Source organism: Acetobacter estunensis (genome assembly GCF_011516945.1).
GTDB classification, from domain to species: Bacteria; Pseudomonadota; Alphaproteobacteria; order Acetobacterales; family Acetobacteraceae; genus Acetobacter; species Acetobacter estunensis.
This window is the reverse complement of the sequence record NZ_WOTH01000019.1, coordinates 15,078-31,465: the sequence shown is the minus strand read 5'-3', so window position 1 is coordinate 31,465 and position 16,388 is coordinate 15,078. Positions and strand designations below refer to the sequence as shown.

Annotated in this window: 17 protein-coding genes; 10 read left to right on the top strand and 7 right to left on the bottom strand. The window is 59.6% G+C overall.

The window, feature by feature from the left end; translation table 11 throughout:
• Positions 1-92 precede the first annotated feature (92 nt).
• On the top strand, positions 93-272 hold the full coding sequence (locus GOB87_RS10040; protein ID WP_166316067.1) for a CsbD family protein: 180 nt from the start codon (positions 93-95) through the stop codon (positions 270-272).
• A gap of 249 nt (positions 273-521) precedes the next feature.
• The gene (locus GOB87_RS10035) at positions 522-1,190 is read left to right on the top strand and encodes a glutathione S-transferase (protein ID WP_166316064.1); all 669 of its coding nucleotides are present in this window, start codon (positions 522-524) and stop codon (positions 1,188-1,190) included.
• Positions 1,191-1,221: 31 nt separating this feature from the next.
• Here the strand turns inward: GOB87_RS10035 and GOB87_RS10030 are convergent, their stop codons facing one another.
• The 3 genes from GOB87_RS10030 to GOB87_RS10020 all read right to left on the bottom strand — a co-directional run bounded on the left by GOB87_RS10030 (position 1,222) and on the right by GOB87_RS10020 (position 6,177).
• Positions 1,222-2,844, bottom strand: a complete 1,623-nt coding sequence (locus tag GOB87_RS10030; RefSeq protein WP_166316061.1) for an ABC-F family ATP-binding cassette domain-containing protein — start codon at positions 2,842-2,844, stop codon at positions 1,222-1,224.
• A 39-nt stretch (positions 2,845-2,883) separates the two neighbouring features.
• Entirely contained in the window at positions 2,884-3,783 is a 900-nt protein-coding gene (locus tag GOB87_RS10025; RefSeq protein WP_166316058.1) for a 50S ribosomal protein L11 methyltransferase, read from the bottom strand.
• Between the two features lie 96 nt (positions 3,784-3,879).
• Positions 3,880-6,177, bottom strand: a complete 2,298-nt coding sequence (locus GOB87_RS10020; RefSeq protein ID WP_166316055.1) for an ATP-dependent helicase — start codon at positions 6,175-6,177, stop codon at positions 3,880-3,882.
• 105 nt (positions 6,178-6,282) lie between these two features.
• On the opposite strand from GOB87_RS10020, the gene lipA reads away from it, so the two are divergent.
• A complete protein-coding gene (gene lipA, locus GOB87_RS10015; RefSeq protein ID WP_166316052.1) occupies positions 6,283-7,272 on the top strand; it encodes a lipoyl synthase in 990 nt (329 codons plus the stop codon).
• Positions 7,272-7,778, top strand: coding sequence for a type II toxin-antitoxin system RatA family toxin (locus GOB87_RS10010; RefSeq protein WP_166316049.1), 507 nt, complete (start codon positions 7,272-7,274; stop codon positions 7,776-7,778). Before lipA ends, GOB87_RS10010 begins: the two co-directional genes overlap by 1 nt.
• A gap of 59 nt (positions 7,779-7,837) precedes the next feature.
• Here GOB87_RS10010 and GOB87_RS10005 read toward each other — a convergent pair whose 3' ends face one another.
• The 4 genes from GOB87_RS10005 to GOB87_RS09990 all read right to left on the bottom strand — a co-directional run bounded on the left by GOB87_RS10005 (position 7,838) and on the right by GOB87_RS09990 (position 11,571).
• A complete protein-coding gene (locus tag GOB87_RS10005) occupies positions 7,838-8,047 on the bottom strand; it encodes a hypothetical protein (RefSeq protein WP_166316046.1) in 210 nt (69 codons plus the stop codon).
• Positions 8,048-8,488: 441 nt separating this feature from the next.
• Positions 8,489-9,913, bottom strand: coding sequence for a cytochrome-c peroxidase (locus tag GOB87_RS10000; RefSeq protein ID WP_166316043.1), 1,425 nt, complete (start codon positions 9,911-9,913; stop codon positions 8,489-8,491).
• A gap of 117 nt (positions 9,914-10,030) precedes the next feature.
• A complete protein-coding gene (locus GOB87_RS09995; protein ID WP_166316127.1) occupies positions 10,031-10,768 on the bottom strand; it encodes a DNA-methyltransferase in 738 nt (245 codons plus the stop codon).
• Between the two features lie 125 nt (positions 10,769-10,893).
• Positions 10,894-11,571 carry a Tim44/TimA family putative adaptor protein gene (locus GOB87_RS09990; RefSeq protein ID WP_166316040.1) on the bottom strand — a complete coding sequence of 226 codons (678 nt, stop codon included), beginning with the start codon at positions 11,569-11,571 and terminating at the stop codon, positions 10,894-10,896.
• A 146-nt stretch (positions 11,572-11,717) separates the two neighbouring features.
• On the opposite strand from GOB87_RS09990, the gene GOB87_RS09985 reads away from it, so the two are divergent.
• The 6 genes from GOB87_RS09985 (at position 11,718) to GOB87_RS09960 (ending at position 16,359) form a co-directional block, all read left to right on the top strand.
• Complete coding sequence (locus GOB87_RS09985) at positions 11,718-12,257, top strand: histidine phosphatase family protein (RefSeq protein WP_166316037.1); 540 nt, start codon at positions 11,718-11,720, stop codon at positions 12,255-12,257.
• An 88-nt stretch (positions 12,258-12,345) separates the two neighbouring features.
• The gene (secB, locus tag GOB87_RS09980) at positions 12,346-12,846 is read left to right on the top strand and encodes a protein-export chaperone SecB (protein WP_166316034.1); all 501 of its coding nucleotides are present in this window, start codon (positions 12,346-12,348) and stop codon (positions 12,844-12,846) included.
• A gap of 69 nt (positions 12,847-12,915) precedes the next feature.
• Positions 12,916-13,326 (top strand): hypothetical protein, encoded by a 411-nt coding sequence (locus tag GOB87_RS09975; RefSeq protein WP_242006295.1) that lies wholly within the window; start codon positions 12,916-12,918, stop codon positions 13,324-13,326.
• A 193-nt stretch (positions 13,327-13,519) separates the two neighbouring features.
• A complete protein-coding gene (locus GOB87_RS09970; RefSeq protein WP_166316031.1) occupies positions 13,520-14,098 on the top strand; it encodes a sigma-70 family RNA polymerase sigma factor in 579 nt (192 codons plus the stop codon).
• 141 nt (positions 14,099-14,239) lie between these two features.
• Positions 14,240-14,413 carry a NepR family anti-sigma factor gene (locus GOB87_RS09965; RefSeq protein WP_166316028.1) on the top strand — a complete coding sequence of 58 codons (174 nt, stop codon included), beginning with the start codon at positions 14,240-14,242 and terminating at the stop codon, positions 14,411-14,413.
• Between the two features lie 146 nt (positions 14,414-14,559).
• Positions 14,560-16,359, top strand: coding sequence for a sensor histidine kinase (locus GOB87_RS09960; RefSeq protein WP_166316025.1), 1,800 nt, complete (start codon positions 14,560-14,562; stop codon positions 16,357-16,359).
• Positions 16,360-16,388: the final 29 nt, after the last annotated feature.

Here is a 16,388-nt window from a genome sequence, read left to right as displayed (position 1 = left end):
TACTGGTAATTGATGAACCTGTCAGGACGGAGCGCGTTGTTACTGTCACAGGCCCCGTTAAGTGGGCAGCATAGTGTCAGGGAGAATGACCGATGAGTGAACTGGGCGACAAGATTAAGGGCACCACTGACAAGGTCGTGGGTTCCGTGAAGGAAGGCGTTGGAAAGGCGACCAACGATGCGGAGCTTGAAGCCGAGGGTAAGGCTCAGCAGGTCAAAGGCAAGGTTGAAAACGTAAAAGGTACAGTCAAGGGTAAGATCAACGATCTCTAATGTGAGATGGTGACTGACCTGAAAAAAGAGCGTCCGAAGTGGCGCTCTTTTTTATTGGGAAATGTGAGTACCCGATAGCATGATTGCTGGCGGCAGCCGCATTATGCGCGTGGTTGGTAGGGGTGTCGGTTTATCACCTGATCGCTGCGCGACAGTTTCGTCCTGAACGACAACGCTCACTTCTGCGTTGTCCTGAGTCCTACTGTTCCAAGCTGCGTTCTGCGCGTGGCGTGTTTAGGGCGATTGCTCATGATTACTGTGCATCATCTCGAAAATTCCCGCTCGCAACGTGTGCTCTGGCTGCTTGAAGAGCTTGGCGTGCCGTATGACATTTGGTTCTACAAGCGTGATCCCCAGACCATGCAGGCACCTCCGGAACTGCGAAACATCCATCCTCTGGGCAAATCTCCTATCATCACGGAAGGAGATGTCACGCTGGCGGAAAGCGGTGCCATTATCGAATATCTTCTTGATGAACATGGAAACGGACGCCTGCGTCCTGCTCCCGGCACGCCGGATTGTCGCTCTTTCATCTACTGGCTGCACTACGCCGAAGGATCGGCCATGCCGCCGCTGGTGATGAAGCTTATCTTCGCAATGATTCCCTCAAAGGTGCCGCTTCTGGTCAGGCCAATCGCCTCACTTATTTCCAAAGGTGTGCAGGCGCAGCTTCTTCGGCCGGAAATCAAGCGTCACATGGAGTTCTGGGAACAATCGCTGGCAACAACTGGATGGTTTGCGGGCGATGATTTCACGGCTGCCGATATTCAGATGAGCTTTCCACTGGAAATCGCGTGCGCGCGGGCAGATGGCGCGCATCTTCCGCATGTGAGCGCGTTTCTGCGCCGTATCCATGCACGACCGGCGTGGCGGCAGGCTTTGGAGAGGGGCGGGGCCTACGCATATTCGGGATCATAAAAATGATTGATGTCAGAGGGAGAACGGGCCTTTACTCATGCAGTCCCGGTGCTTCCCGCCCGGTCCGGGCCACATATTCCGTATATCCCCCGTCATAGCGGTGAACCCCGTCCGGTGTAAGTTCCAGCACCCGGTTCGATAAAGCCGCCAGAAAGTGCCGGTCATGCGACACGAACAGCATTGTGCCGTCGTAGTCGGCCAAGGCTGAAATCAGCATTTCCTTGGTGGCAATGTCGAGATGGTTCGTCGGTTCATCCAGCACGAGGAAATTCGGCGGGTCATAGAGCATCAATGCCATCACCAGTCGCGCTTTTTCACCGCCTGACAGCACGCGGCACTTCTTCTCCACATCGTCACCGGAAAATCCGAAACCACCCGCCAGCGCCCGCAACGATCCCTGTCCCGCAAGAGGGAAGGCGTCGTTCAGCGTCTCGAACACAGTGCGGTCACCATCGAGCAGATCCATGGCGTGCTGTGCGAAATATCCCATTTTCACACTGCCGCCGAGCGTCACGGTGCCAGCGTCCGGCTCCGTCGTGCCCGTCACCAGCTTCAGCAGCGTGGACTTGCCTGCGCCGTTTACACCCAGAACACAGCAGCGTTCCTGACGGCGGATCAGAAGATCCAGCCCTTTGTAGATCACGCGGTTGCCATAGCTTTTGTCCACACCACGCAGATTGACTACGGCATCTCCAGAGCGCGGTGCCTGTGGGAACGTGAAGGACAATGCCTGCCGACGCTTGGGCGGTTCCACGCGGTCGATCTTGTCCAGCTTCTTCACGCGGCTCTGCACCTGTGCCGCATGGGAAGCACGGGCCTTGAAACGCTCGATAAATGCGACTTCTTTTGCAAGCATCGCCTGCTGCCGGTCGAACTGCGCCTGCTGCTGTTTCTCGTTCAGCGCCCGCTGCTGTTCGTAAAACTCGTAATCACCGGAAAAACTCGTGAGTGTGCCGCCATCGATCTCGATCACCTTGTTGATGACGCGGTTCATGAAAGCGCGGTCATGCGAGGTCATCAGCAGCGCGCCGTCATAACCTGCGAGAAACTGCTCCAGCCAGATCAGGCTCTCCAGATCGAGATGGTTGCTTGGCTCATCAAGCAGCATCACGTCCGGCTTCATCAGAAGGATGCGGGCCAACGCCACGCGCATCTTCCAGCCGCCGGAAAGACGGCCCACGTCGCCGTCCATCATCTCCTGACTGAATCCAAGTCCATGCAGGACTTCGCGCGCCCGGCCTTCCAGTGCGTAGCCACCAAGTTCCTCGAAACGTGCCTGCACTTCGCCAAAACGTTCCAGAATGGCGTCCATCTCATCGAACCGCTCCGGGTCCGCCATCGCGGCTTCCAGTTCCGCCAGTTCCGTGCCGATGTCCGCGACGGCCCCCGCGCCGTTCATCACCTCGGCTGCGGCACTGCGACCGGACATTTCTCCCACGTCCTGATTGAAGAAGCCGATCGTCACGCCCCGATCCGTCAGGACTTGCCCCTCATCGGGTTCTTCCTGTCCCGTAATCAGCCGGAACAGCGTGGTCTTGCCCGCGCCATTCGGTCCCACAAGCCCGATTTTCTCGCCTTTCTGAAGGGCGGCAGAGGCCTCGATGAAGATGACGCGATGGCCGTTATGTTTGCTGATGTTGTCGAGACGGATCATGAGGCGGCCTTACGTGTCGCGGGAGCGGAGAGACGAAGATCAGAAAGGCTTGCGCAGCACCAGCGTTGCCCAGTCCCCTTCACGCAGGCGACGTTCCATCACCAACCCACATCGCTGATGGGCCACCAACACCATGCGGACCTGCGTGTTCAGTAGTCCGGCAAGGATCACCGTGCCACCGGGCGCAAGATGTGCCGCCAGATCTTTGGCCATCAGGCACAGCGGACGGGCGAGGATGTTGGCGAACACCAGGTCATAGGGTGCGGCCTTGCGGATGGCGGGAGCGGACCAGCCGTTGCTGTAACGAGCATCGATCAGGCGGGACAGACCGTTACGGGCCGCATTCTCGCGGGTGATACGCACGGACCATGGGTCGATGTCGGTGGCCAGCACCGGACGGCGCAGCAGGGTTGCCGCCGCCATGGCGAGGATGCCCGAACCGCAGCCCAGATCCAGAATGCGCTGTGGCTTACGGTGAGCTATGCTTTCCAGCGCCCGCAGGCAGCCGCGTGTTGAGCCATGTTCCCCCGAGCCAAAGGCCATGCCCGCGTCCAGTGTCACGACAATACGACGTGTGGCTGGCGGTGCGTCCAGATGCGAGCCGCAGATGATGAAGCGCTGGCCTACTTCCTGTGCTGGGAAGGATTCATAGGTCCGCGCCAGCCAGCCTTCGGATTCCGTGTGCGAGCGTTCGAGGGGCACGGACACACCGCTCGTCAGTTCCGCCAGCGCGAGCGCCGTGGCCAGCTCGGCTTCCGCATGGCCGACATCCTTGACGCCCTCGACGCGCCACATGCGTTCTTCTTCGTCGAATTCGAAGATACCCACCGTCGTGCAGACCATGCTGATGGCGGATTCATAGGCTTCTACAGCCGCCTCTGGAACCACGACGGAAATGGTTTCAAGCTCGGTCGCATGGCGGCGGCGGCTGATGGTCATGGCGGCTCTTTCTCTCCCGGCGGGTATCGTATCCGGCGCGGACAGGGGCCGGGTGCGGCTTCCTATCAGGGGGAGGGCCGGGAGCGCCAGAGGCGATCAGTCCGCGATTGGCTGAAGATAGGACGACATCACGCGCTTGATGCCGGATTTCTCGAATGAGACTTCCGTTGCGCCGCGATCGGCTTCGATCACCACACCATAGCCGAACTTCTGGTGAAAGACCCGCGTGCCGACCTTGATCTGCGGCGTGCTGGCGGCCAGTTCTTCCTGCATCCGTTTGCGGCGCTTGGCCACCAGCGGCGACATGGACCCACTGATGTCATCGGAAAACACACTTGAAGAGAACAGGCCAGAGTGATCGCGTCGCGCCTGTCGTGTGGCATTTTCACCTTCACGCTCCACATGCTCGTCAGGCAGTTCGTCGAGGAACCGACTGGGCATGGATTCCTGCCAGTTGGCGTAAATGCGGCGACTGGACGCGTGCAGGATCGTCAGTCGGTGGCGTGCGCGGGTGATGCCCACATAAGCCAGCCTGCGCTCTTCCTCCAGTCCCTTGTTACCGCCTTCGTCCAGCGTGCGTTGGGAGGGGAACACGCCTTCTTCCCAACCGGGAAGGAACACGGTGTCGAACTCCAGCCCCTTTGCGCCATGGAGCGTCATGACGGAGACTTTCTGCTCTTCGCTCGCGCCTTCGGTATCCATGACGAGTGAGACATGTTCGAGAAATTCGCCAAGAGTGGGGAAGTCGGCCAGAGCGCGGACCAGTTCATGCAGGTTCTCCACACGTCCGGGTGCGTCCGGGGCGGTGTCGTTGCGCCACATATCGAGATAGCCGCTCTCTTCAAGCAGCGTTTCGACCGCCACGACATGACCTTCTTTCGCGAGCGTGGCGCGTGCGCCCGACAGTGCTGCGATAAACTCGGCCTGCTTGTCGGCGGATTTTCCCTTGATCAGCTTTTCTTCAATCATCGCCGCCAGCGTGGGGGCGAGGGGCTGTTGCCGCGCGCGGGCTTGCACATGCATCTTCTGGAGAGCGGCCGTGCCTACGCCGCGCTTGGGCACGTTGACGATACGCTCAAAAGCGAGATCATCCGCCGGATTGACCAATGCGCGCATATAGGCCAGCGCATCGCGGATTTCAGCGCGTTCATAGAAGCGCACGCCTCCGACGATGCGATAGGGGATGCCCGTCTGTACCAGTCGCTCTTCGAACGCGCGGGTCTGGAAACCGGCACGCACAAGGATGGCGATTTCACCCAAGGGATGACCTTCCCCGTGCAGACGTTCGATCCGCATACAGATCTCGCGGGCTTCCGCATCCGAATCCCACACGCCTACGACGCGCACCTTCTCACCGTCAGCGTCTTCGCGTCCGGGGCGCAGGGTTTTGCCCAACCGTCCATCGTTGTGGGAAATCAGCCCTGCGGCCGCCCCGAGGATATGCGCGGTAGAACGATAGTTGCGTTCCAGCCGGACGATGGTGGCGCCGGGGAAATCCTGCTCGAAACGCAGAATATTTTCCACTTCCGCGCCGCGCCACGAGTAGATCGACTGATCGTCATCGCCCACGCAGCAGATATTGGACACGTCACCGGGACGGCGGGCGAGCAGGCGCAGCCAGAGATACTGCACCGTGTTCGTGTCCTGATACTCATCCACCAGAATGTAGCGGAACATCCGGTGATACTGCTCCAGCACGTCCGGGTGCTTGCGCAGGATTTCCACCATGTGAAGCATCAGATCGCCGAAATCGCAGGCATTGAGTTCGCGCAGCCGGGTCTGGTAGGCGGCGTAGATCGCCCTTGCATGACCATCGGCGTAATCCACATTTTCAGCGGGTGTGATCGCGTCGGGAGTCAGTCCGCGGTCTTTCCAGCGCTGGATGATGCCCATCAGTCCGGGCAACGGCCAGCGTTTCACATCCACACGCCAAGGTTCGATCACCTGTTTGAGCAGACGCAACTGGTCGTCGGTGTCGAGAATGAGAAAGCCGCTGGTCAGACCCACATGCTCCGCATGGCGGCGCAGCATCCGCGCGCACAGGGCATGGAACGTGCCCAGCCATAACCCTTCGGCGGGAGCGCCGAGGATGAACGAGATGCGCTCGCGCATTTCGCGTGCGGCTTTGTTGGTGAACGTGACGGCCAGAACCTGCCATGGCTTGGCGCGACCCGAGAGCAGGATATGGGCAAAGCGCGTGGTCAGCACCCGGGTTTTGCCCGTGCCGGCCCCCGCCAGAACGAGAAGCGGTCCTTCGGTCGTCTCGATGGCGGCAAGCTGTTCGGGATTGAGGCGTTCGAGATGGGAGGGTGTGGTCACGGTTTGTCTTTCCGATGCTCCGGGGTGGAGCCACTCGTCGGTGCGTTCATCATGGTGTCGCGTTCCTGCTACCATGCACGGCATTTCCTGTCTCGCTCGCGCAGGCTTGCGGAGAGAGTGCTTGACGATTGGGGCGGCGCGTCACAGCTTCTGGGGACGATTTGCCGGGGCAGGGGACAGATGAGCGTTCGCGTTCTCATAGATCATCGCAAGACAACACCGGCGACGCGCCATCCGGAAAAGGCGCATCGCCCGGATAATCCGATTGCGCGCAAGCCGGACTGGATCCGTGTGAAGGCGCCCGGACATCCGGTCTATCACGAGACGCGCAAGCTGATGCGTGACAACAAGCTCGTGACGGTGTGTGAGGAAGCGGCCTGCCCCAATATTGGGGAATGCTGGTCTCAGCGCCACGCCACCATGATGATCATGGGCGAGATCTGCACCCGAGCTTGTTCGTTCTGCAATGTGACCACCGGGCTGCCCCATGCGCTCGATCAGGATGAACCGCAGCGTGTGGCGGACGCGGTGGCCAAGCTCGGCCTGCGTCATGTGGTCATCACCTCTGTGGACCGCGATGACCTCAAGGACGGCGGCGCGCGGCATTTTGCGGACGTCATCACGGCCATCCGCCGGGCCTCCCCCGATACCACGGTCGAAGTGCTGACCCCCGATTTCCTGCGCAAGCCCGGGGCGCTGGAGGTTGTTGTGGAAGCGCGGCCGGATGTGTTCAACCACAATATCGAGACCGTCCCGCGTCTCTATCCCACCATTCGTCCCGGCGCGCGCTACTATCAGTCGGTTCGGCTTCTGGACCGGGTGAAGCAGCTCGATGCGTCGATCTTCACCAAATCCGGTGTGATGCTGGGGCTGGGAGAAGAGAAAATGGAGGTTGCACAGGTGATGGACGATTTCCGCATAGCGGATATCGATTTTATCACCATGGGGCAGTATCTTCAGCCCACGGTCAAGCACGCGGCTGTCGCCCGGTTCGTGACGCCGGAAGAGTTCGAGGAGTATGCCGCAATGGCGCGTGCAAAAGGGTTCCTTCAGGTCAGCGCCACACCGCTTACGCGGTCGTCCTATCATGCGGACGCCGATTTTGCGGCGCTGCGAGACGCGCGGGAGACCCATTTGCGGATGAAGGCGGCCGCGGGCGAGGTGGCCTGATGCCGACCCATTCCGAACGGCGCGTCCTTCCTTATACACCGGAGCAGATTTTCGATCTTGTGGCGGATGTGGGCAATTACCCGAAGTTTTTGCCGTGGTGCACCAATGTTCGTGTAAAAATGAGCACGTTACAAGAACTCGTAGCGGATATGACGGTCGGGTTCGGCCCGTTTCGGGAGACATTTACATCTCGAGTCGCGCTGGATCGTCCGAATTCTATTCGTGTGACGTATGAAAAAGGCCCGTTCCGTTATCTCAATAACGTGTGGGCGTTTGCGCCTCATGAAAATGGTTGCGTTGTCGATTTCTTCGTGGATTTCGAGTTCCGCTCGCGTCTGCTGCAAAGCGCGATCGGTGTGGTGTTCAACGAGGCCGTTCGACTGATGGTTTCGGCGTTTATCCGACGTGCGCGCGAGATATACGGACCGCCGAAGACGGAGCGTGTGGCGGTCTCTTCTCCCGTTCAGGGCGTGGGAATGAGGGGAAGTGTTGCGGGGCGTAGTTGAAGAGGGCCTTACGCCTATGCCAATGATGCGACCATCAGGTTCAAGCGTGACAAAATAGGTTAGCGGTAGTCGTCGGGTCTCTGCCCATAGCGACCACCGGGACCGATGGCGCCCGGAACGGGCCATTGGCCGGTATTGGGATAACCGTAATTGTCTGCCCGATAACCTGATCGTTCATCTTGCCAGTGGCGGTGATGCCGGTCTGCGCAGCCCGATAGCAGAATGACGGCGAGAACTGCCAGTAATCTTGAAATATTACGGTGTGGCATGCTTGGTTCCCCGCAAGGATCGGATGAAACGCTGTTAGCGCGTATAGTGTCCATACGATCCTGGTACCGTTGGTGCGCTATCTCCCGGCTCGCGGCGTGGAGGCGGCGGTCCATAACTTCCGGCGCTGCGTTGCGCGCGCCCATCGCGCCAGCCGTGATGAGGGTGGTGCTCACTACAGGCAATGAGTGGAAAGCTCATCAGGGCCGCAATCACACAGAGTCCTACATTACGTAGCCGCATATCCTTTGCTCCTTCGATGTTATTCGAAGAAAGAAGCCTGCAAATTTCATGAAAACTAACGAAGGCTAAGGACGGGAGTTTCTGTGTAAGAAGATGACAAGATAATACAGCTCATAACTCATGAGTGGCGACAGTGTGCGCCGTAATGAAAAAGGGAGGCTTGAAGCCTCCCTTTTTCATCGTGTCCGATTGCTGGCCGGTTACTGAGCCGTGGGTTTGATCTGATCCAGCGGCACGCCATGATAGCGCCCTGTCTGGGCTTTCAGGAACGCGGTGATGGCCTCGACATCGGCATCCGAAATATCGCCTGCCGGTGTCTGATCTTTCGCCATCTTGCGCACGGCGTCTTCCAGTGTTTTCACGCTGCCATCGTGGAACCAAGGACCGGTGAGAGCCACATTGCGCAGGGTCGGCACGAGGAAGCGCGAGCGATCCAGCGGGTCATGCGTGACGTTGAATCGTCCAGCATCCGCGTTGGTGAGAGGCGTCCCACGATCCTTGAAGTAATCGTGTTCCAGTCCCATGACCTCCATCGCGCCACCACCCATCGACGGGCCATTGTGGCAGCCTGAGCAGCCGATGCTCTTGAACAGGGCGTAACCGTGCTTTTCCTGATCCGTCAGGGCGCTTTCATTTCCCTTGAGATACAGATCGAAGCGGCTGTCCGGTGTGATGAGTGTTTTCTCATATTCCGCGATCGCGTCCGTGATGGTGTTCTTATCGACTGGCTGGTTCGGATAGACCGACGCGAACGCCGCCATCAGGTCGGATTCACCCACAAGACGCGCGGCAACCGAACCCCAATCGTGGGAACCCATTTCCACCGGATTCATGACAGGACCGGCCGCCTGTTCCGCCAGTGTGGCGGCGCGTCCATCCCAGAACTGCACGATGTTATAAACCGAGTTGTACACGGTCGGAACGTTGATCGGGCCCTTCTGTCCGTGGATTCCGGTTGCCGTAACCAGATTGTCCACACCGCCCTTGTCTAGCCCGTGACAACTGGCGCAGTTGAGTGTGCCGTCGCCCGAGAGCCGATTGTCAAAGAACAGTTTGCGCCCCAGTTCGACCTTGTCCGCATTGACCGGCCAGCTTTCGGCGATGGGCTGAACAGGCTCGGCCGCAAAGCGGGCGGCAACACCCTTCACGGCGTAATGCGCGCGGCGTTCAGCGTCGATCCATGCCAGCACGGCGTTACGCTGGCTTTCCGAGAGGTGAGCGTGCCAGTGCATGAGCAGATACATCGTGGGCGGCATCCGGTTCTGACGGATAACTTCCTCGATGCGTGAAAGCTGTTCTTCGCTTGGCGAATGGCCTTCCTGGAAAGCGGCGATCACCGGCTCCATACGGAAATGCCGCAGACCCTGTTCCAGATCGTGCTGCATGAGCTGATTGGCGACGGGCACGTGGAAGTAGAAGGGGAGGTTGGCGTCTTTGGTATGGCAGTAGTCACACCGGGCTTCCCGCAACACATCGAAAGCGGCATGAGCGACCGGATCTTTGAGAGTGGGAGAGGAGGCCGCAAGTTCGGGCGCTCCGGCATGATCAAAATGGGTCAGGTAGGCCACTGTTCCGCCGTAGGCCACGACACCGGCTCCGATCAGCCCAAGGATGATCCGTTTCAAATGACTTCTCCGAAGCACAGGATTAAAAACATGTCAGGTTTGTAACATGACACCTATGCGATCTGTCAAAACGATTATCTTGATAAAAACGATGATTGATTTCGATCAAGTCGGTAGTCAGCCGTCGAGTTCACTTTTCAATCGTGCCCGCGCAATCGTGGCATAGGCGGGGTCGATCTCGATACCGATCCCCTGCGCGCCCATGCGTTGAGCGGCGACAAGGGTCGTTCCCGTGCCCATGAATGGGTCCAGCACACGGGGATTCTCTCGTCCATGCAGGCGAATGCACAGTTCGGGAAGAGCAACGGGAAACGTGCCGGGATGATTGAATTTCTCGTCCCGCCCTCTGACAGTCTCGTAAGGCACGAACCAGGTGTCGCCGCGACAGCGCCTGTCCTGCGCGTGTCCGCGCCGGGCAATGTTGCTTTTGTCCTTGAACGGCACGCCCACTCCAAGCCGGTCCACTTTCACATCGCCCGAGAGGGTAAGGTGAAAGAGGTGCTCATGATTGCGGTTGATGTAACGACCGCTGTTCACGGGTTTGAAATGGCCGAAAGAGTCATCCTCCACGGCGATGGATTTCACCCAGGAAATATGATTCTGCAGAACGAACAGTTCCCGTAGCCGCACGGCCAGTTCAAAGGGCAGCCAAGGCTCGGTCGAGGTTCCGGCGATGTTGAGGAAGAAGGAGGCATCGGGGCGCATGACGCGGCGCACACCCCGGGCGACGTCCATCATCCAGTCCAGATAGGCCTGTTCACCCAGCCGGTCTTCGTACGAACGATAACCCAGTCCTATGTTGTAGGGCGGGGAGGTAATGACGACATCCACATCCTCAGGCGTCATTCGCTTCATGACCCGAAGGCAGTCCCCGAGCACAACCTCCTGTTCACCGATCCTGTAGCGTCGTGTGCGCTTGAGCGGCGGTGAAGGAAGTTCGTCAGACGCCTTGACTGGTGGTGCCGCCCGTCGAGGACGTTTCACGCACTCCGCGCCGCAGCGAGGCGCCACGTCGAGCCGGCAACGCCGAGAATACGCTCGAACGTCCACAGATCGGAGAATTCGGTTACAGATTCCGTCCCTGTCACCGGCTTGCCTTCGGCATTGAGCGTCAGGCTGATCTGATCGGAAACGATACGGGTGTCGATGGAGGCAACGGTCCCGGCTGCTCCATCCATGAGGCGAACATCTTCAATGGCAATGCTGTCGATGCCCCGGATTTCGCTGCGCTGCGTTTCGCCAGCACTTTCGCGGGCGGTGATGGCGCTCTCAAATGCATCGGCTGCCGCTGGGGTGAGACGTTCGCGCAACACAGCGCGGTTGCCGCTGGCATAGGCCGCCACGATCTGTCGAAAAGCTCCTTCCACACCCACAAGGAATTGCTGGGGCGAAAAAGTGGAATCGCGCTGCGTGATGGAGGCCAGAACGGCGCCAACACGTGTGGCGGGAGCGGGGATATCGAACCGCACAGATGGCGAGGGCTCGGCCTGGGCATCGATCACCGGGCCGGGCGCTGGTCGGGCACTGGGCGCAGGCATGGGAAGAGGCTGAAACCCCGCTTTCTTTCCCAGCACACTGCGCAGCCGCAGGGCGAGAAATGCCGCGATCAGAGCCAGAACGACGATATCGACCGGAAAGTGGCCGAAGGAACCATCCATGCTTTACCGTACCCACTATACTGGAATTCATCGGACAGCCCCGGAAACTGCCCTTCCTGATATCCCGACAGGATAGGCTCCTGCCGGTCCGCGTGCAATGATCCTGCATCGCGGCTCAAATATGGGTCGCATGATCGGGAGAAAGCATGATCGTCCTGCGTCACTGTCAGTCCGAGTTCAATCGTCTGTTCACCGCCACACGACGCGATCCCGGCATTTCGGATCCTCCTCTTTCGGCGCATGGTCACGAGCAGGCTCAGGAACTGGTGGCACGCCTTCGGGGTGAGGATATCCGGCGCATTATTGTCTCCCCTTATCGACGGGCGTTGCAGACCGCCGCTCCTTTGGCGCGAGTGCTGGGGATCACGCCGATCGTGGAGCCGCTGGTGCGTGAGCGTGTGGCGTTTTCCTGCGACGAAGGGTCGCCAGCCTCTCAACTGGCTCTTGAATGGCCCGATCTGGATTTTTCCGGTCTGAGCGAAGGTTGGTGGAGCGAGAGTCCAGAGCCGCAGCATATGGTGGAAGATCGGGCGGCGCTTTTCCGGACTGCGATAGGGGCGTTGCCTCAGGCGCGACATACGCTCGTTGTGTCGCACTGGTGCTTCCTTCTCGCCTTTGTGGGGGAAAGCATGGAGAACGGCACATGGCGTCGGCTCGATGATCGGGTTCTGCATGGCACGGATTGAGGGCTCCGGTTGGCGAAGTGGGTCTCTCATGCTACCGCGGACACTCAGGGCGTTAGAGTGTCCCCAACCCGAAAGAACCGAGTAAATCATGTCCGACAGCACGACCCAGGCCGCTCCGCCGGCCCTGCCGCTTGCCATCAACCTGCAGTACACGAAGGACCTGTCCTTCGAGGTGCCCAATGGTCCGGAAATTTTCACGGCTCTGACGGCGGCTCCCCAGATTTCCGTCAACATCGATGTGCAGGCTAACCGCCTCCAGAACGATCAGCCGCATTATGAAGTGGCGTTGACGCTCAAGGCCGAGGCCAGCGAGGCTCCGGCGACTGAAGGCGGCCCCGCCGGTCGCAAGGTGTTCATTGCCGAGTTGACCTATGCTGCCGTTGTTACGCTGAATGAGCCGCCGGCCGAACTGGTTGAGCCGCTGCTGCTGGTCGAAGTGCCGCGACTGATTTTTCCGTTCGCCCGCAACATCCTCGGCGACATCACGCGTGATGGTGGGTTCCCGCCGGTTGTTCTGCAGCCCATCGATTTCGTGGCGCTGTGGCAGGCTCGTCGCGCCGAGATGTCGCAGACCGTTGGCCACGCCTGATCTTGTGGAGATGGGGACGATGAGCGTCCCCATCTGTTTGCCGTATCAATGACTGAGGCAGATGGATCGATGGTTTCTTCGTCAGGCCGGCTTGGAAAAACATGGGACAGTGTATCGAAGCGGACAGGGGCCGCGGTCCGAACGGTCTGCTTTGTCGTTCCCTTTGCATTGGCCGCCTGTGCCCAGCAGCCTGCGGGAGTGACGGCGGCCAATCCGCCGGGACGCATTCCACCGCAGGTTTTTCCACCGGGGACGGTGACGGAGTCCGCACCGCCAAGTGGCGTGAAGCTGGTCAACGATCCGTCTGCGCCATTGACGACACCGCTGTGTGGCGCGTCAGCGCAGGAAGCGAATGCGATGGGGCAGGCGCTCTATCCGCAGCCTTCTCGCACAGGTGGCGACTGTACGCAGAATGCGTGTTTCGACCCGGCCACCCAGACTTATATTGCCTCTGACAACACACGGCGTGTTTGCCGGTAAACGGCTGCCGTCCGAGTGCGATAAAAAGGCCCCGCTCCATTCAGGTGAGCGTGGGCCTTTTTTGTTTGCGGTTTTTTGCGAAATGCGGGGAAGGAAACGAAACATCTCACGTTTTCGTGAATGAAAAAGGCATCGGTCATGCAACCCCGGCGGTCTCCCATTCATTGGATGAGGCAAAAGAGGGGAAAAAATCATGGCTGATATCTTTCAGAACCAGCTCATCGACATCCTGCCCAAGCTGCGTGTGCAAGCACTGGCGCTGACCCGCAACCGCACGCGGGCAGAAGATCTTGTGCAGGATGCGGTCTGCAACGCGCTCAAGGCGCGTGACAGCTTTATCCCCGGAACAAATTTCGCAGCCTGGATGCACCGCATCCTTCGGAATCGTTTTATTTCGGATCTTCGTCGCCACCGTGCCACGACAGACATCGACACTCTTCCGGGCGATCTCCTTGCCACCAAGCCCGATCATGAAGATCGTCTCGCGATCAAGGATCTGGCCCATGGACTGGCCCAGTTGCCGAGCGACCAGCGCGAAGCGCTCGTGCTCGTTGTCCTGCAGGGCATGAGTTATCAGGAGCTTGCCGAAGTAAGTGGGTGCGCTGTGGGAACGGCTAAGAGTCGGGTGTTCCGTGCGCGGCGCCAGTTGCAGACATGGATGATGGGCGAACTGCCTGAGGACGACCGTCTGCGTGAAGAGGCGGCTGCCCTGCGCCGTCGTCTGGAGCGGACAGGTGCCCGCAAGAGTGAGGAAGTTGGGAAGGGGGTGTGACTCCTTTCCCTTTCCGGCATTTCTCTCGTGTCATGCATGATGCGAGAGAAATGCACAGTTGCGCCGGGGTGTGATATGAGTAGCCACTGTTTCCCGGCATCGCGCCCGGAAGTCCATGAACGTCTGCCGGGATGGTTGTCGATGTCGGCCAGAAACCGCAAATCGGGTTCAAAAGGAAAGAAGGACCGGCAAGAGGACGACGCATTCGATATCTGGTTGCGCAGAGGCTTGCACCAGCTTTTCGACGATGTGGTCAATGAGCCGATTCCCGAGGATCTTCTGAAACTTCTGGAAGATGGCGACGACGACACCTGACGTCGATGACGTTGCCTCCTCCATCGCAGGGCGTGTGCAGGTGAGAGCCGTGTCCCGTGCGTTTTACTGTCCATGCGCCCGGATTCTTTCGTGTGCTGTCGGGACGCGTGCTCGGTATTTTGCTGGTGAGGCGGAGCCCTGAGGGAATGAAGTCCTGGACGCCGATTGCCCGTTTGCGTTCATCGGGAACGGAGCATCTGCTCGACTCCGTGCGCAGCCGGATGCTCGGTGTCATCCTCGGGTCGGTTCTTCCGATCGCGGCGTTGGGCACAGTGCTGATCTGGCAGGACTACGAGCGTCTTGCGGACAGTGGAAATCGCCGGGTGGCGGCAGCGTTCTGGCAGATTGACAGCCGCATCTCCCGAGATATCGAACGCACGCGAAACATGCTGCGGACGATCGACCAGACAACGGTGGATATGGAATCGGTGTGGCGATTCCTCCGGCTTGCCCAGTCTGCCAGTGGCATGCGGTACTGCCTTCTCGCCATGGTGGACGGAGAAGGTCGGATACGCGACAGCCAGCCTGATCCTTTTCCTTCTGCCGAAGCGTGTCCGGGCGCGATGCGCGATCTCCATATCACGGAGGCGCCCGAGAACAGTTTCTGGACAGAGCGTGGGCGCCCCTATCTTCGCGTCGTGATGCCCGCGCGTCATCTCGATCCGCAGGGAAGACCGACCTATTTTGTCGCCGTCGAGCCGGTTGACTGGCACTTTCCTTCCCTTGCGGGCAACCCTTCGCTCGGAGACCGGAATACATCGGTATTCGACAATGTGTCCGCGTGGTTCGTTCTGGCGGACGGACAATCTCAACCCTTATGTTCTGGCTGTGAGTGGTCGTCCCCCCAAGCCGATCTCGTGGCACAACTGGCGCAACAGAGCCGGGCGCATGACGGGATTCCGGTATGGGAATCGCGCGATCAATTGTCCTATGCGTTTGGCCCGACGGCGGGCATCGTCAACCTTCTCGTGATCGCCCGCAGGCTCCCTGCTGAAACAAGGGCGCTTCAGATGCTGGGAGGGTGGATCGCGCTCGTCAGCGTTCTGCTAATGGCAGGACTGCTCGGTGTGATGATCGTGGGGCGGAGATTGGTCACCCGTCCATTGCATCAACTCACGGATGCGGTGCGCACGTGGGAAAAAACCGAATATTTCGATGCGGCCATCGGTGCGGGCATGCCCCGCGAGTTCCGCCAGCTTTCATGGACATTCGGGACAGCGACGCGCCGTCTGGCCCGTCGCGAAACCGAATTGCGCCATGCGCTGGAACGTCAGCGCGCGCTGATCGCGGAAATCCACCACCGTGTGAAAAACAATCTCCAGATCGTGGGGTCGTTGCTTAGCCTGCAAGGCAATCGCTCCGGCAAGGACGATGTGCGGAGCGCGCTGTTGCGCGCGCGCGAACGCGTCCGGACGCTGGCGATCCTGCAACGCCATCTTTATGTCGAAGGCGATCTCGAAAATCTCAACATGGCCGAATTTCTCCCCGAAATGGGGGAACAGATGATGCAGTCTGCCGACGATGACGTGCGCGCGCGCGTGACGCTTGAACTCGATGTGGAACCGGTGATTCTCTCGCCCGGTGTCGCCACGCCCATCGTGCTGATTGTCTCCGAACTGGTCACCAACGCGCTGGCGCATGCATTTCCCGATGGGCGGTATGGTACCATCAGGGTGTCCCTTGCGCGGGAAGAAGATCGCCTGCGGCTTGAGGTGACAGATGATGGGATAGGTCTGGGAGAGGAGAGCGGAGGAGTCGGACTTGGTCTTCAACTCGTGCGTGGGTTTGCCCGCCAGTTGTCCGGACAACTGGCCATGGAAGAAGGAAAGGGCAGTCGCTGGGTGATTACGTGCCCTATGGGCGAGGAAAAAGAGCCTTCCGGAGACGGATATGCGCCCGAAACAGCAGCGTTCGGCAGTTCTCCCCTGTCTCGCGTGGGACACTGAGCGCAGACTTGCCCACTGTTTCCCGTCCT

Coding starts and splice junctions, on each gene's coding strand:
- GOB87_RS09970 (WP_166316031.1), top strand. CDS start 13,520: ATGGCTGATATCTTTCAGAACCAGCTCATCGACATCCTGCCCAAGCTG.
- GOB87_RS10030 (WP_166316061.1), bottom strand. CDS start 2,844: ATGATCCGTCTCGACAACATCAGCAAACATAACGGCCATCGCGTCATC.
- GOB87_RS10040 (WP_166316067.1), top strand. CDS start 93: ATGAGTGAACTGGGCGACAAGATTAAGGGCACCACTGACAAGGTCGTG.
- secB (WP_166316034.1), top strand. CDS start 12,346: ATGTCCGACAGCACGACCCAGGCCGCTCCGCCGGCCCTGCCGCTTGCC.
- lipA (WP_166316052.1), top strand. CDS start 6,283: ATGAGCGTTCGCGTTCTCATAGATCATCGCAAGACAACACCGGCGACG.
- GOB87_RS10005 (WP_166316046.1), bottom strand. CDS start 8,047: ATGCCACACCGTAATATTTCAAGATTACTGGCAGTTCTCGCCGTCATT.
- GOB87_RS09990 (WP_166316040.1), bottom strand. CDS start 11,571: ATGGATGGTTCCTTCGGCCACTTTCCGGTCGATATCGTCGTTCTGGCT.
- GOB87_RS10020 (WP_166316055.1), bottom strand. CDS start 6,177: ATGGTAGCAGGAACGCGACACCATGATGAACGCACCGACGAGTGGCTC.
- GOB87_RS09975 (WP_242006295.1), top strand. CDS start 12,916: ATGGTTTCTTCGTCAGGCCGGCTTGGAAAAACATGGGACAGTGTATCG.
- GOB87_RS10035 (WP_166316064.1), top strand. CDS start 522: ATGATTACTGTGCATCATCTCGAAAATTCCCGCTCGCAACGTGTGCTC.
- GOB87_RS09960 (WP_166316025.1), top strand. CDS start 14,560: ATGAAGTCCTGGACGCCGATTGCCCGTTTGCGTTCATCGGGAACGGAG.
- GOB87_RS10025 (WP_166316058.1), bottom strand. CDS start 3,783: ATGACCATCAGCCGCCGCCGCCATGCGACCGAGCTTGAAACCATTTCC.
- GOB87_RS10010 (WP_166316049.1), top strand. CDS start 7,272: ATGCCGACCCATTCCGAACGGCGCGTCCTTCCTTATACACCGGAGCAG.
- GOB87_RS09965 (WP_166316028.1), top strand. CDS start 14,240: ATGTCGGCCAGAAACCGCAAATCGGGTTCAAAAGGAAAGAAGGACCGG.
- GOB87_RS09985 (WP_166316037.1), top strand. CDS start 11,718: ATGATCGTCCTGCGTCACTGTCAGTCCGAGTTCAATCGTCTGTTCACC.
- GOB87_RS09995 (WP_166316127.1), bottom strand. CDS start 10,768: ATGAAGCGAATGACGCCTGAGGATGTGGATGTCGTCATTACCTCCCCG.